Origin of the sequence: Pseudomonas sp. W17, from assembly GCF_040268305.1 — a bacterium.
Taxonomy (GTDB): Bacteria; Pseudomonadota; Gammaproteobacteria; order Pseudomonadales; family Pseudomonadaceae; genus Aquipseudomonas; species Aquipseudomonas protegens.
The window spans coordinates 3,343,421-3,357,298 of record NZ_CP158490.1 but is presented as its reverse complement, the minus strand read 5'-3'; the positions used below and the strand labels follow the sequence as shown (position 1 = coordinate 3,357,298).

General features: G+C 63.4%; 13 protein-coding genes. 7 read left to right on the top strand and 6 right to left on the bottom strand.

The window, feature by feature from the left end; translation table 11 throughout:
- Nucleotides 1–10 precede the first annotated feature (10 nt).
- Entirely contained in the window at nucleotides 11–316 is a 306-nt protein-coding gene (locus ABCR88_RS15615) for an NIPSNAP family protein (protein WP_011061384.1), read from the top strand.
- A gap of 74 nt (nucleotides 317–390) precedes the next feature.
- Here the strand turns inward: ABCR88_RS15615 and ilvA are convergent, their stop codons facing one another.
- Nucleotides 391–1,428 (bottom strand): threonine ammonia-lyase, biosynthetic, encoded by a 1,038-nt coding sequence (ilvA, locus tag ABCR88_RS15610; RefSeq protein ID WP_015635681.1) that lies wholly within the window; start codon nucleotides 1,426–1,428, stop codon nucleotides 391–393.
- 294 nt (nucleotides 1,429–1,722) lie between these two features.
- On the opposite strand from ilvA, the gene ABCR88_RS15605 reads away from it, so the two are divergent.
- Nucleotides 1,723–1,923, top strand: a complete 201-nt coding sequence (locus ABCR88_RS15605; protein WP_011061386.1) for a ParD-like family protein — start codon at nucleotides 1,723–1,725, stop codon at nucleotides 1,921–1,923.
- The gene (map, locus tag ABCR88_RS15600) at nucleotides 1,920–2,684 is read left to right on the top strand and encodes a type I methionyl aminopeptidase (RefSeq protein ID WP_011061387.1); all 765 of its coding nucleotides are present in this window, start codon (nucleotides 1,920–1,922) and stop codon (nucleotides 2,682–2,684) included. Before ABCR88_RS15605 ends, map begins: the two co-directional genes overlap by 4 nt.
- Nucleotides 2,685–2,690: 6 nt before the next feature.
- Here the strand turns inward: map and ABCR88_RS15595 are convergent, their stop codons facing one another.
- Nucleotides 2,691–4,277 (bottom strand): RimK family alpha-L-glutamate ligase, encoded by a 1,587-nt coding sequence (locus ABCR88_RS15595; protein ID WP_015635682.1) that lies wholly within the window; start codon nucleotides 4,275–4,277, stop codon nucleotides 2,691–2,693.
- Between the two features lie 93 nt (nucleotides 4,278–4,370).
- On the opposite strand from ABCR88_RS15595, the gene ABCR88_RS15590 reads away from it, so the two are divergent.
- Nucleotides 4,371–5,477, top strand: a complete 1,107-nt coding sequence (locus tag ABCR88_RS15590) for a GNAT family N-acetyltransferase/peptidase C39 family protein (protein ID WP_015635683.1) — start codon at nucleotides 4,371–4,373, stop codon at nucleotides 5,475–5,477.
- A gap of 183 nt (nucleotides 5,478–5,660) precedes the next feature.
- On the opposite strand, the gene ABCR88_RS15585 is transcribed toward ABCR88_RS15590, so the two are convergent.
- The 3 genes from ABCR88_RS15585 to lpxO all read right to left on the bottom strand — a co-directional run bounded on the left by ABCR88_RS15585 (nucleotide 5,661) and on the right by lpxO (nucleotide 8,380).
- Nucleotides 5,661–6,812: a PQQ-dependent sugar dehydrogenase gene (locus tag ABCR88_RS15585; RefSeq protein WP_350404835.1), complete on the bottom strand. Its 1,152-nt coding sequence runs from the start codon at nucleotides 6,810–6,812 to the stop codon at nucleotides 5,661–5,663.
- Nucleotides 6,813–6,889: 77 nt separating this feature from the next.
- Nucleotides 6,890–7,258 (bottom strand): hypothetical protein, encoded by a 369-nt coding sequence (locus tag ABCR88_RS15580; protein ID WP_065364103.1) that lies wholly within the window; start codon nucleotides 7,256–7,258, stop codon nucleotides 6,890–6,892.
- 222 nt (nucleotides 7,259–7,480) lie between these two features.
- Entirely contained in the window at nucleotides 7,481–8,380 is a 900-nt protein-coding gene (gene lpxO, locus ABCR88_RS15575) for a lipid A hydroxylase LpxO (protein ID WP_011061392.1), read from the bottom strand.
- Nucleotides 8,381–8,739: 359 nt separating this feature from the next.
- Between lpxO and ABCR88_RS15570 the strand changes: the two genes are divergently transcribed.
- The 3 genes from ABCR88_RS15570 to ABCR88_RS15560 all read left to right on the top strand — a co-directional run bounded on the left by ABCR88_RS15570 (nucleotide 8,740) and on the right by ABCR88_RS15560 (nucleotide 12,828).
- Entirely contained in the window at nucleotides 8,740–9,474 is a 735-nt protein-coding gene (locus ABCR88_RS15570; protein WP_350404833.1) for an alpha/beta hydrolase, read from the top strand.
- A 249-nt stretch (nucleotides 9,475–9,723) separates the two neighbouring features.
- On the top strand, nucleotides 9,724–11,310 hold the full coding sequence (locus tag ABCR88_RS15565) for an ABC-F family ATPase (protein WP_011061394.1): 1,587 nt from the start codon (nucleotides 9,724–9,726) through the stop codon (nucleotides 11,308–11,310).
- A 330-nt stretch (nucleotides 11,311–11,640) separates the two neighbouring features.
- Nucleotides 11,641–12,828 carry an MFS transporter gene (locus ABCR88_RS15560; protein ID WP_123473421.1) on the top strand — a complete coding sequence of 396 codons (1,188 nt, stop codon included), beginning with the start codon at nucleotides 11,641–11,643 and terminating at the stop codon, nucleotides 12,826–12,828.
- 1 nt (nucleotide 12,829) lies between these two features.
- Here the strand turns inward: ABCR88_RS15560 and ABCR88_RS15555 are convergent, their stop codons facing one another.
- Entirely contained in the window at nucleotides 12,830–13,867 is a 1,038-nt protein-coding gene (locus tag ABCR88_RS15555) for a dienelactone hydrolase (protein WP_011061396.1), read from the bottom strand.
- Nucleotides 13,868–13,878: the final 11 nt, after the last annotated feature.

Sequence of the window (13,878 nt, the reverse complement as noted above, 5' to 3'; positions counted from 1 at the left end):
AGTGCCGCCCTTGATTACCTGCCATGTCAAATACGTGATCGACCCCTACCAACTGGCCGAGTTCGAAGCCTACTCCAAGGCCTGGATCGCGGTGGTGAGGCGGCTGGGCGGCACCCACCACGGCTATTTCCTGCCCTCCGAAGGTGCCAGCAACATCGCCTACTGCCTGTTCAGCTTTCCTTCCCTGGCGGACTACGAAGCCTACCGCCAGAGCGCCCTCAGTGACCCGGAAAGCGTGGCCCTGGTAGCGGCGGTGGTGCAAAAGCGCTTCATCCTCAGCTACGAACGCAGCTTCATGCGCCCTCTGCTGTCGTAGGAGCCGGCTTGCCGGTGAAGAGGCCCGAAAGGTTTGCATCGCCGCACAGGGCGCCTTCGCTGGCAGGTCTGTTCCTACAAGGCGGCGTTGCTCAGGGCGGCGCGTTCGGCGACGTGGCGCAAGCTGTCAAAGTTGATGTTGGCCCCCGAGTCGATCGCCACCAGGGTCTGGCCGCGGACGCCGCTTTGCGCCACGTATTCCTTGATGCCCGCCACCGCCAGGGCGCCCGAGGGTTCGGTGATGGAGCGGGTATCGTCGTAGATGTCCTTGATCGCCGCACACAGCTGGTCATTGCTGACGCTGATCACTTGATCCACGTGATGCCGGCAGATCTGGAAACCATGCTCACCGATCTGTGCCACCGCGACACCGTCGGCAAAGGTTCCCACTTCAGGCAGCACCACCCGCTGCCCTGCCGCGAGGGCCTGTTGCAGACAGTTGGAATGTTCGGACTCGACACCAACGATGCGGATCTGTGGCCGTAGGTATTTGACATAGGCGGCGATCCCGGCGATCAGCCCGCCACCGCCGACCGGAACGAAGATCGCGTCCAGTTCGCCCTGCTGCTGGCGCAGGATCTCCATGGCCACGGTGCCTTGCCCGGCAATCACATGGGGATCATCAAAGGGTGAAACAAAGGTACTGCCGGTGCGTTGGGCCAGATCCAGGGCATGCTCCAGGGCGAAGGGAAAGCTCTGGCCATGCAGGATCGCCTCGGCGCCGCGGCTGCGCACCCCCAGCACCTTGAGTTCCGGGGTGCTGGCGGGCATCACGATGCTTGCCTTGATCCCCAGTTCCCGCGCCGCCAGCGCCACGCCCTGGGCATGATTGCCGGCGGACGCGGTGACCACTCCGCGCAGCTTCTGCTCCGGGGTGAGGTGCGCCAGGCGGTTGTAGGCGCCACGGATCTTGAAGGAAAAGGTCGGTTGCAGGTCTTCGCGCTTGAGCAGGATCTGATTGCCCAGCCGCTCGGACAGCGCCGGCGCCGCCTGCAACGGCGTACGGATCGCCAGGTCGTAGACCGGCGCCGCAAGAATCATCTTCACGTAGCGCTCCAGCAACGCCATGTCGGCACTGGGCTGGGGGGTGGCAGAACGGCTGGGGCGACTCATGGTGGATCTCCTGGCTGTGTACGAAGCCCGGGAGACAGAGAGAAAAAACCCGCCTCCAGGGCGGGTTGGGTGCAGTCGTCAGCAAGCCCGCCAATAAGGAATGGCGGTAATAATGCTTGGCTGGAAACGATATGCAGGGAAAGTCATGGCTGGAAATTACTCGCGCCAGCAGGGTCCGGTCAACGCTTTTTTCCCGGCCTCCTTGAACGGCGACGTCTGTCATTGGGCACCGTGGCTTGAAGCCAAATATACGAAACATATATGATTCGTATATTTCCTCAAGGGAGGCCCCCCATGGGCATCGTCAAGATCTCCGATGAACTGCACGAGCAGATCCGCGTGGCCAGCGCCGCCATGGACCGCTCGATCAATGCCCAGGCCGAGTTCTGGATGAAGATCGGCCTGCTGGCCGAACTCAACCCTCACCTGGCCTACAACGACCTGATCAACAAGCTGTTGCTGAACAAACCCGACCTGCTCAGGGGGCGCGCATGACCCAGGCCCTGATCAAGACCCCGGAACAACTGGCGCTGATGCGCGAAGCCGGGCGGCTGCTGGCCCAGGTGTTCACCTATCTCGACGGTTTTGTCGCCCCCGGCCTGTCCACCCTGGAGCTGGACGCCGCGGTGGAACACCTGATCCGCCATGAACTCAAGGCGCGCCCGGCCAGCAAGGGCCAGTACAACTACCCCTACTGCATCAACACCTCGATCAACGAGGTGGTGTGCCACGGCATGCCCCACCCCAAGGCCGTGCTCAAGGACGGTGACATCATCAATATCGACATCACCCTGGAGAAGAACGGCTACATCGCCGACTCCAGCAAGATGTACCTGATCGGCACTGTCGGGCCCAAGGCCCGGCGCCTGGTGGACACCACGTTCGAGGCCATGTGGGCGGCGATCAAGGTGGTGCGCCCCGGCGCCCGGCTGGGCGATATCGGCCATGCCATCCAGGCCCATGCCGAAGCCAAGGGCTACAGCGTGGTCCGTGAATACTGCGGCCATGGCATCGGCCGGCAGATGCACGAAGAGCCGCAAATCCTCCACTTCGGTCGTCCCGGTACCGGCCTGGAGCTGCGCGAGGGCATGGTCTTCACCATCGAGCCGATGCTCAACCAGGGCAGCGCCCGGGTCCGCGGGCTCAAGGATGGCTGGACCGTGGTCACCCGCGACAACGGCCTCTCGGCCCAGTGGGAACACACGGTGGCGGTGACCCGGGACGGCTTCGAGGTGCTGACCCTGCAACCGCAATGAAGGCCCCTACCAGGCCTGGCCGCGCCGCTTGAGCTCCAGGCGGCGGACAAACTCCTCCAGCACCAGGGCATAGAGATCGTCCTGCAGGTAGGCATCCTCGATGCCGGCGTCGAGGTTGGGGTTGTCGTTGACCTCGATCACCACCACCTTGTCGCCGGACTGCTTGAGATCGACGCCATACAGGCCGTCGCCGATCAGGTTGGCGGTCTTCACCGCCAGATCCACCACCGCCCGGGGCGCTTCGTGGATCGCCAGGGTGCGGCACTCGCCGTTGATGTCCTGGCCCTTGGCCTTGTGGTTGTAGATCTGCCAATGGCCCTTGGACATGAAGTACTGGCAGGCAAAGATCGGTTTGCGGTTGAGCACGCCGATGCGCCAGTCGTACTCGGTGTAGAAGAACTCCTGGGCCAGCAGCAGTACCGAGTGCTCGAACAGCTCGGCGGTGGCTTCCATCAAGGCCTGCTGGCTCTCGACCTTGATCACTCCGCGGGAAAAACAGCCGTCGGGGATCTTCAGCACCAGGGGAAAACCCAGGCGCTCGCCGACCCGTTCGAAATCCTGCGGTCGCTCCTTGTAGAGAATCTCGGTGGCGGGCATGCCCAGTTGATGGCCCTTGAGCAGGTCGCTGAGGTAGACCTTGTTGGTGCAGCGCAGGATCGACGCCGGGTCGTCCATCACCACCAGCCCTTCGCTCTCGGCCTTCTTGGCAAAACGGTAGGTGTGGTTGTCGACGCTGGTGGTCTCGCGGATCAGCAGCGCGTCATATTCGGCCAGCCGCGAATAGTCCTTCTTCTCGATCAGTTCCACATCGATGCCCAGGCCCTTGCCCACGCGAATGAAACTCTCCAGCGCCCGAGGGTTGGAAGGCGGCAGCAGTTCCTGGGGATCATGGAGAATGGCCAAGTCATAACGGGCCACTTGCCGGGAGCGCGGAACCCGCCAGACCTTGCGGCTGAAACTGTCCAGGGAGTTGGCGAACTGATCTTCCTGATCTTCGCGCAACTTATGCAGCGCCCCCGACTTGACGCCTTCGATGTGCCAACTGTTAGTTCGCTTGAAATCAACTAACAGGATCGGACAAGGGAAGAGTTCAAACAATTGCCGAGCCAATTCCTGCAAGGGCTCTATATGAGTTCGACCGAAGTAGAGGGTCAGCGTAAAGCCTTCGGTATCGCGGTAAAGATGATTGCTCAGGGCCTTTTCCAGGCTCTTGTCGAGATCGTCCAGGGCCAACCCGTAAAGCGCCTTGCGGGTCAGTTCGCTGATGGTGCGCACCGAGGGAATCACCCGGTGGCCGCGGGCTTCAGCCAATAGCGAGCAATAGTAGCCATGCCCCAGGTACTTGTAGCTGCGGCACAGGTTGATCACCTGGACGCGCTTGCCGGGCGCGCTTTCGCGGCTGTGTTCGAGGTACTCCTGGGCCGTGAGGATGTCGTCGCTGGGAAAGTACGAGGCCCAGTCTTCCTTGCGTTCGACAATAATGATTACCTGGCTTGAGGTTTTGTCCAGCCGTGCAATATTAGTTGAGGAAGTGATTGTCGCCGGCAAACTTTGCCCGGATACTTCTCGCCAATGACCTTGTACCGCTGACATAAAGTTCGCTCTCGCTGAAGAACCTGACCCTTTCTATTAAGCACGAACTTTTTTTGAAGTCTCGTTTCATTACGCAACTTTTACGGCGGTCATATGGATCTTGTCTTTCGCACTGCAACCCTCGAGGACTTGCCGGCGCTGGTGGCGCTGGAAGAGCAATGTTTCACCAGCGACCGGCTGACCCCGCGCAGCTTCCAGTGGATGATCAGCCGCGCCCATGGGCAGCTGCTGGTGGCCGAACAGCAGGCGCAGGTGCTGGGGTATGCCCTGGTGCTGTTTCATCGCGGCACCTCCCTGGCGCGCCTGTATTCCCTGGCCATCGCCGAAAGCGCCCGGGGCCTGGGGCTGGGCAAGCGCCTGCTGCAACGCATGGAGGCCTGTGCCCTGGCCCATGACTGCGCCTACCTGCGCCTGGAGGTACGCACCGACAACCCTGCGGCCATCGCCTTGTACGAGCGCAACGGCTACCGGCGTTTCGCCCTGGTCCCCGACTATTACCAGGACCACGCCGACGCCCTGCGCCTGGAAAAGCGCATCCTCCAGCACCGCGAGACCCGTAGCATCCGCGTGCCCTATTACCAGCAGACCACCGACTTCACCTGCGGCCCCGCCTGCCTGCTGATGGCCATGGGCGCCCTGCAACCTTCACGGCCCCTGGAGCGTCGGGAGGAACTGCAGATCTGGCGTGAAGCCACCACCGTCTTCATGACCTCGGGCCATGGTGGCTGCAGCCCCCAGGGCCTGGCCCTGGCGGCCTGGCGCCGCGGTTTTGCCGTGCGCTTGCAGGTCAACAGCAGCGGGCCGCTGTTTCTCAACGGCGTGCGCGACGAACATAAAAAGGACGTCATGCGCCTGGTCCACGATGAGTTCTGCAAGGAACTGGATGCCAGCGAAGTGCAGCAGGTGCTCGGCGGGCCGCTGGACCTGCCCGGCCTGTTGCGTGAAGGCGGCCAGCCCCTGGTGCTGATCAGCAGCTATCGCCTGACCCGCTCCAAGGCGCCGCACTGGGTGATAGTCACCGACTGCGACCAGGACTTCGTCTACCTCCACGACCCGGATGTCGACCACAGCCAGCACCGCCAGCCCCTGGACTGCCAGCACCTGCCGGTGAGTCACGGCGAGTTCGCCAAGATGTGCAGTTTCGGCAGCAGCAAACTGCGCGCCGCGGTGATCCTCTTCCCCGCGCGCGCCCACCCGTAGGAGCCGGCTTGCCGGTGAAGAGGCCCGCAGCCTTGCGCGGCCCCTGCCAGCGCCTTCGCTGGCAAGCCAGCTCCTACAGCAGCCAGATACGCCTCGCAGCCGCCCCCCGTAGGAGCCAGCTTGCCGGCGAAGAGGCCCGCAGCCTTGCGCGGCCCCTGTGGGCGCCTGCAAGGGAGCCCGGGGCTATTGCAGGCCGACTTTGTACAGCGTGCCCTGGTCCTCGTCGGTGAGGATGTAGAGGTAGCCGTCCGGGCCCTGGCGCACATCACGAATACGCGCCTTGAGCCCGCCCAGCAGGCGTTCCTCGTGCTCGACCCGATCACCGTTGAACTGCAGCCGGATCAGCTCCTGGCTGGCCAGGGCGCCAATGAACACGTTGTGCTGCCAGGGCTTGAAGCGGTCGCTGTCATAGAAGGCCATGCCGCTGATGCCGGGGGACTTCTCCCACACATGGTGCGGCGCCACGGTGCCGGGCGCGGTCTGGCCCACGGCCTCGGGGATCGGCTGGCCGGAATAGTTGATGCCGTGGGTCGCCAGAGGCCAGCCGTAGTTCTTGCCGCGCTCGATGATATTGATCTCGTCGCCACCCTTGGGCCCGTGTTCGTTCTCCCAGAGGGTGCCGCTCCAGGGGTTGAGCGCCGCCCCCTGGGGGTTGCGGTGGCCGTAGCTCCAGATCTCCGGGCGCACCCCGGCCTGGCCGACGAAAGGGTTGTCATCCGGCACCCGACCATCCGGGTACAGGCGCACGATCTTGCCCTGGAGCTTGTCCAGGTCCTGGGCGGTGGGCCGGTCGTTGTTTTCTCCCAGGGTCACGAACAGGTAGCCGTCGCGGTCGAACACCAGCCGCGAACCGAAGTGATTGCCCGTGGACAGCTTGGGTTCCTGCCGGAAGATCACCTGGAAATCCTTGAGCCCGCTCAGGTCATCGCTCAAACGGCCACGGCCCACGGCGGTGCCGGCAGTCCCGCCCTCGCCGCCACCTTCGGCATAGGACAGATACACCATGCGGTCCTGCTTGAAGTCCGGCGACAGCGCCACATCCAGCAAGCCGCCCTGGCCCTTGGCCCAGACCTTGGGCACCCCGCTCAGGGGCGCCGAGAGCTTGCCGTCCGCGCCGACCAGCCGCAGGTTGCCCGGGCGCTCGGTCACCAGAATGCCCTGGCGGTCCGGCAGGAATGCCAGGGCCCAGGGATGGTCAAGGCCGGCGGCCACCGGAGTCAGGTTCAGCGTGCCCTGCTCACTGGAAAAAGCCTGGGGTGTGGCGGCCATGGCGGGCACGGCACTGCCCAGCAAGACGCTGGAGCACAAGGTGGCGATAAGGGTTTTACGCAACATGCTCGCTTCCTTTTGTCGATCGAGAAAATCCTCGGTAGCAGGTTTCGCACCTGCCGCCAGGGTGGCAGGACAGTGCTTCAGCGCCGGTTGCCGGGATCGCTGTCGCGGGGGCTTTGCACCCGGGGATCAGGGTTGGGTCGCTGCACCCCGCCACGCGGGTAGCCATTGCCGATGCCACCGTTCTCAAGGGTTGGCGGGCGACCGGTCGGAGCGGTGCTGGGGCCGCGCACGGGCGGGCTGCTGGGCTGGGTGCCCTGCATGCTGTTGGGGTTGGCGCGACGGATGGGGTTGCTGTAGGGGTCGTTGTTGCCGCTGCTGGGCAGGTTCTGCGCCAATTGCAGGGGGTGTTGATGGGGGGGAGGTGCTTCAGGGGCGCCAGCCCAGGCGGCGCCGCTGGTCCAGACCAGCGCGATGAGTGCGGCAAACCCGCGAGCCAGACCGTTCATGAAAAGCCTCCTGAGGAGCGACAAGGTATCGAATTCGATTCCACGCTACGCCCAGGGTTCGGCTTTGTTAACTAAATAATCCTTCAGAACATGTAACACCCGGTATCCACGGTGCCTTCATCTGCAAGCGCTGGCTGGCCTGCGAACGGGCCCTTTGGCCATGCCTCTGGCTCAAGGATGCGTTCGCCGGCAAGCCCGCTCCTACACCGCGGGGGTGCAACGTCAGATATAGATGAACAGCAACAGCAGTGCAGCGAAGATCGCCCACTTTTCCAGGTAGTAGCGCGTGCGGTTGCGCTTTTTCAGTTCTTTGCCCCGCAGGCGGATCTTGTACAGCTTGTTGAAGGCACGGTTCAGGCCACCCGTCTTGTCACCGGCATCGTTGGGCGCGCCGGCGGCGGACATCACGGTACGGCTGAACCAGCCATTGAACGCAGCGGCCCAGCGGTACTTCATCGGCCGCTCGACATCGCAGAACAGAATGATGCGGTTCTGCTCGGTGGTGTTTTCCGCGTAGTGAATGTAGGTCTCGTCGAACATCACCGCTTCGCCGTCGCGCCAGTGATAACGCTCACCGTCGACCTCGATGAAGCAGCCTTCGTTGTTCGGCGTGGAAAGACCCAGGTGGTAGCGATAGGAACCGGCATAAGGGTCGCGGTGACGAACCAGGCGCGAACCAGGCGGCAGCTCGGCGAACATCGCAGCCTTGATCGAACCGATACTCTGCACCAGCTCGGTGGTGCGTGGGCACAGCTTCATCGCCGAAGGGTGACTGTCGCCGTACCACTTCAGGTAGAAGCGTTTCCAGCCGGTCTTGAAGAAGGAGTTGAAACCCACATCGTTGTACTGGTCCGAGCGCTTGATCTCGCCGGCCTGCAGCAGGCTCTGGCCTTCGGCACGGATCTCTTCCCAGTGTTCCTGCAGCTTGTTCATCTCCGGGAAGTCGGCCGGGTCCAGGTACGGCCGGTTGGGGTACTTGGAGAACAGATACAGGAAGCAGTTGATGGGCGCCAGGAAGGTCGAGTGATCGCTGAGCTGGCGGCCCAGTTTATGGCGCACGCGCCCCCGCAGGTGTACGTACGCAATGGATAAAACGTATACAGCGGCAATGATGAGTTTCACGGAAATCGTCACACGTCAGAAGAGAACATGCTGCGCCTCTGAAAGCCCGGAAGGCCAAAGGCAAATTGCAGCGTCTGAGTTGAAAAAAGCGTAACCGGCGACACTCTTCGTCGCAGGTTCGACCCTCGGCATCTGGCCGTCGGCTGGCATTTTAGCCACAGTTTGTAACCAATGGTTAACTCATATTTGTTAAAAGCTGCGCTCCTTTCGTTGAAAGATGCGGGTATTGCGCCGGCTGTTGATTCAGCTCAACAAAAGCCGCTCGGTGCCGGTAGCGACCCGCAAGGGACTGTGTTGCCGGGCCTTGCCGAGGTATCCTGCGCGCCGCTGCCCTCTCCTCTTCGGCAAGGATTCCCGACTTGATCGACCCCAATCTCCCGCCAACCCTGGTGCTGCTGCCGGGCATGGATGGCACCGGCACCCTGTTCGAACCGCTGCTCCAGGCCTTGGACCAGCATTGGCCGGTACAGGTCTTGCATTATCCCGGCGATCAGCCCCTGGGCTACCCGGCCCTGGTGGAGCGGGTGATGGCGCAATTGCCGACGAACCGGCGATTCATCCTGTTGGGCGAGTCCTTTTCCGGCCCGGTGGCGGTGAGCGTGGCCGCCCGCAATCCCGAAGGGCTGATGGGCCTGGTGCTGTGCAGCAGCTTTGTACGCAATCCGCGCCCGCGCCTTGCGCCTTTGCAGCCCCTGCTCAAGGTGCTGCCGGTGCAGCGCCTGCCGTTCTGGCCCATGGATGCCCTGCTGCTGGGCGGCTTTTCCACCCCGGCACTGCGTCAGGCACTGGCGGCGGCGATCGCCCAAGTGGCGCCGCAGGTACTGCAGGCCCGGTTGCAGGCGGTGATCGCCGTGGATGTACGCCAGGCCCTGGCTACCACCCGAGTGCCGCTGCTGTACCTGCGGGCCCACCAGGATCGCTTGGTGCCCCCATCGGCGTCGGCCCTGGTCCGGCAACTGCGCAGCGACGCCCGGCTGGTGGAGATCAAGGCGCCCCACTGCCTGCTCCAGGCCGCGCCGGCCGCGGCAGCGGCGCAATTGCAGCACTTCCTGAACGACCTGCTGGAAGCGGCTACCATGCCCGGCAGGGGTTGAGCATCGTCTGCCCGCGCTAAAATCCCTGCCCCTGTGTCATACAACTGCTCGTTTACATATGCGACAATGCGCGCAAATTTCAACATGCACCCCGCACTCTTCGCTCAGCAACCTGGCCTTTCGGCCGGAATGTTGCGCTCGACGTACGCCCGCTGGCTCAGTTCCACACCCATACCGGTCCGACCTGGAAGGCTCCAGATCGCGCCCTGTGGATTTAAGGTCGGCGCTAAAACATTGGTAGGTAAGTAATTGATCTCCACAGCTAACATCACCATGCAGTTCGGCGCCAAGCCGCTGTTCGAGAACGTTTCGGTCAAGTTCAACGGCGGCAACCGCTACGGCCTGATCGGCGCCAACGGTTGCGGCAAGTCGACCTTCATGAAAATCCTCGGTGGCGACCTCGAGCCGTCCGGCGGCCAGGTCATGCTGGAACCGAACGTACGCCTGGGCAAGCTGCGCCAGGACCAGTTCGCCTACGAAGAATTCACCGTGATCGACACCGTGATCATGGGCCACGAGGAGCTGTGGAAGGTCAAGGCCGAGCGCGATCGCATCTACTCGCTGCCGGAAATGACCGAAGAAGACGGCATGGCCGTGGCCGAGCTGGAAACCGAATTCGCCGAGATGGACGGCTACACCGCCGAGTCTCGCGCCGGTGAGCTGCTGCTGGGCCTGGGCATTCCCCTGGAACAGCATTTCGGCCCGATGACCGAAGTCGCGCCAGGCTGGAAACTGCGAGTTCTGCTGGCGCAGGCGCTGTTCTCCGATCCGGAAGTGCTGCTGCTGGACGAACCGACCAACCACCTGGACATCAACACCATCCGCTGGCTGGAAAACATCCTCACGGCGCGTAACAGCACCATGATCATCATTTCCCACGACCGGCACTTCCTCAACAGTGTCTGCACCCACATGGCCGACCTGGACTACGGCGAGCTGCGCCTGTTCCCGGGCAACTACGACGAATACATGATCGCCGCGACCCAGTCCCGCGAGCAGCTGCTGTCGGACAACGCCAAGAAGAAAGCCCAGATCGCCGAACTGCAGACCTTCGTCAGCCGCTTCTCGGCCAACGCCTCGAAAGCCAAGCAGGCCACGTCCCGGGCCAAGCAGATCGACAAGATCCAGCTGGCCGAAGTCAAGCCGTCTAGCCGCGTCAGCCCGTTCATCCGCTTCGAACAGACCAAGAAACTGCACCGCCAGGCGGTGACCCTGGAGCGCATGTCCAAGGGTTTCGACGGCAAGACCCTGTTCCAGAACTTCAGCTTCACCGTCGAGGCCGGCGAGCGCGTAGCGATCATCGGCCCCAACGGCATCGGCAAGACCACTCTGCTGCGCACCCTGGTGGGCGAGCTGACCCCGGACGCCGGCACAGTGAAGTGGACCGAAAGCGCGGAGCTGGGCTACTACGCCCAGGACCACGCCCATGACTTCGAAGACGACGTCAGCCTGTTCGACTGGATGGGCCAGTGGACCCAGGGCGAACAGATGATCCGCGGCACCCTGGGCCGGATGCTGTTCTCCAACGACGAGATCCTCAAGTCGGTGAAGGTGATTTCCGGTGGTGAGCAAGGCCGCATGCTGTTCGGCAAGCTGATCCTGCAAAAGCCCAACGTGCTGGTGATGGACGAACCGACCAACCACTTGGACATGGAATCCATCGAGGCGCTGAACCTGGCCCTGGAAAACTACCCGGGCACCCTGATCTTCGTCAGCCACGACCGTGAGTTCGTATCGTCCCTGGCCACCCGCATCATCGAGTTGAGCCCAAGCGGCGTGACCGACTTCAGCGGCACCTACGACGACTACCTGCGCAGCCAGGGCGTGATGTTCTAAAGACAGCGGCAAGCAGTAAGCGACAACAAAAAAGCCCCGTCCAGTGTGACGGGGCTTTTTTGTATCTCCCCCGCTCGCAGGTGCCGGCTTGCCGACGAAAAGGCCCGCCAGCCTTGCATCGCCCAGCGGGCGCCTTCGCTGGCAAGCCAGTTCCGGCACGAACCCACAGGCCTCTGTAGGAGCCGGCTTGCCGGCGGAGAGACCCGCAAGACTTGCACCGCTCCTGCCAGCGCCTACCGGGTGCGGGGAATAGATAGTTAGCCTGCTTTCTTTTACATTCACGGCACGCGATGATGCAGGCCTCTAACCGCCGCCCGCGAACGAGCCTTCATGCCCGAGCCACAAACGCCCGCTCAAAGCTCCATGGCGATCACCCTGCAGATCGTCTCCATCGTCTTCTATACCTTTATCGCCTTCCTTTGCATCGGCCTGCCGATCGCGGTGTTGCCGGGTTATGTCCACGAACAGCTGGGCTTCAGCGCGGTGGTCGCCGGGCTGACCATTGGCGCGCAATACCTGGCCACCCTGCTCAGCCGGCCCATGGCCGGGCGTATGTCGGACACCGTGGGCACCAAGCGTTCGATCATCTATGGCCTGCTGGGGATTTTGCTCAGCGGGGTGCTGACCCTGGTTTCGGTGCTGCTCGTCCAGTGGCCGCTGCTGAGCCTTGCCGTGCTGCTGGGCGGGCGCCTGCTGTTGGGGGTGGCCCAGGGCCTGATCGGGGTCGGCACCATCAGCTGGTGCATGGGCCAGGTCGGTGCGGAACACACGGCGCGGTCTATTTCCTGGAACGGCATTGCCTCCTACGGCGCGATTGCCATTGGTGCACCGTTGGGGGTGCTCATGGTCCAGCAATACGGTTTCGCCAGCCTCGGCATCGCCTTGTCGAGCCTGGCGATCCTGGCGCTGCTGCTGATCCGCAACAAGCCTTCGGTGCCGGTGATTCGCGGCGAGCGCCTGCCGTTCTGGGCCGTGTTCGGGCGCATTGCACCCTTTGGCGCCAGCCTGAGCCTGGCCTCAATCGGCTACGGCACCCTGACCACCTTCATCACCTTGTTCTACCTCAGCCGCGGCTGGACCGGCGCGGCCTATTGCCTGACGGTGTTCGGCGTGTGCTTTATCTTTTCGCGGCTGCTGTTCATCTCCTGCATCAGCCGTTTCGGCGGCTTTCGTTCGGCCATCGCCTGCATGTGCGTCGAAACCCTGGGCCTGGCCCTGCTGTGGCTGGCGCCCTCCACCGGCTGGGCCCTGGTGGGGGCCGGGTTGACCGGCTTCGGCCTGTCGCTGGTGTACCCGGCCCTGGGAGTGGAGGCCATCAAGCAAGTGCCCAACAGCAGCCGTGGCGCAGGCTTGAGCGCCTATGCGGTGTTTTTCGACCTGGCACTGGCCATCGCCGGGCCGTTGATGGGCGCGGTGGCGTTGAACCTGGGGTATTCGTGGATTTTCTTCTGCGCCGCCCTGCTCTCGCTGACCGGCCTGGGCCTGACCCTGATGCTCAAGCGCCGGGCCGGCGCCTGAGTCATTGATCGGCGGTCTGCATCCCGGCCCGGCTTGGCCGGCCCAGGGTATGGGCGAAGAAATTGCCGGCTTCGAGAATCAGGTTGCGGTGGATGTCTTCACGGTCGACGCCGTCGGCATCGGTGCACAGCGCCGGCATCGCAGCCATCTGCTGCGCGGAGCAAGGCGCCATGAACACGAAATGCCCGGCGCCGGCCAGCAGCTTGAAGTCCGGGGCCACCGGCAGTTTGCGCGCCAGCGCCGCGGCGTTCTTGTCCAGCGCCACCAACTGGTCGCCATCACCACTGTAGAGCAGCACCGGCACATGCACCCCGGCCAGGGTCTGGCGACCGAACTTGAGGCTCAGGGGGGCCAGCAGCATCAAGGCATGCACCCGAGGGTCGGCCACCGGTTGCAGGTCGTCGCGGTCGACGATCAGTTCGCCCTGGGTGTTGCAGGCATCCCGGTCATTGGGGCGCTCCTGGCAGTAGCGCCGCAAGCGGTCCAGGTCCGGCGTGGCGCCGGAGAGAATCAACGCAGTCTCGCCACCGGCGGAATAGCCGATCACCCCCACCTGGTCGGCATTGACGAAGGGCGACAGCATCGGGTCGCCGAGGGTTGCGGTGATGGCTTCGGAAATCTGGATCGGCCGCCCGTACAGATTGCTCAGGGTACCCAGACGGCTGTGGTCTTTGGAGTTGTCGCCAGGGTGAATCACCGCCACCACGACAAAACCCTTGCGTGCCAGAGAGGTGGCCAGGTCATGCAGGGCCAGAGGGGTGCCGGTGTTACCGTGGGACAGCATCAGCATCGGGAAGCGGCCGATGGCGATCTTGGCATCCCGCGAGGCCGCGATCTGATAGCCCTCAAGCTGGCTCCCGTGCTCGATACCGGTGGATGGGTAGAAGGCGATGGCGCGCATCGGTTGCCGGTCCAGGGGGTCGAGAAAACTCATCTCGTGAAAGCCCACGCTCCAGTGCGGATGCGGCCCAGGGGCGGCCTGCACCGAAAGCAGGCTGCTGAGCAGGCAGATCAGTAACATTGCACAAAGACGTTTCATCGCACGCCCAC

Excerpts from the sequence above, each read along its gene's own strand:
- ilvA (WP_015635681.1), bottom strand. The coding sequence starts at position 1,428 with ATGAGTCGCCCCAGCCGTTCTGCCACCCCCCAGCCCAGTGCCGACATG.
- ABCR88_RS15605 (WP_011061386.1), top strand. The coding sequence starts at position 1,723 with ATGGGCATCGTCAAGATCTCCGATGAACTGCACGAGCAGATCCGCGTG.
- map (WP_011061387.1), top strand. The coding sequence starts at position 1,920 with ATGACCCAGGCCCTGATCAAGACCCCGGAACAACTGGCGCTGATGCGC.
- ABCR88_RS15595 (WP_015635682.1), bottom strand. The coding sequence starts at position 4,277 with ATGTCAGCGGTACAAGGTCATTGGCGAGAAGTATCCGGGCAAAGTTTG.
- ABCR88_RS15590 (WP_015635683.1), top strand. The coding sequence starts at position 4,371 with ATGGATCTTGTCTTTCGCACTGCAACCCTCGAGGACTTGCCGGCGCTG.
- ABCR88_RS15585 (WP_350404835.1), bottom strand. The coding sequence starts at position 6,812 with ATGTTGCGTAAAACCCTTATCGCCACCTTGTGCTCCAGCGTCTTGCTG.
- ABCR88_RS15580 (WP_065364103.1), bottom strand. The coding sequence starts at position 7,258 with ATGAACGGTCTGGCTCGCGGGTTTGCCGCACTCATCGCGCTGGTCTGG.
- ABCR88_RS15560 (WP_123473421.1), top strand. The coding sequence starts at position 11,641 with ATGCCCGAGCCACAAACGCCCGCTCAAAGCTCCATGGCGATCACCCTG.
- ABCR88_RS15555 (WP_011061396.1), bottom strand. The coding sequence starts at position 13,867 with ATGAAACGTCTTTGTGCAATGTTACTGATCTGCCTGCTCAGCAGCCTG.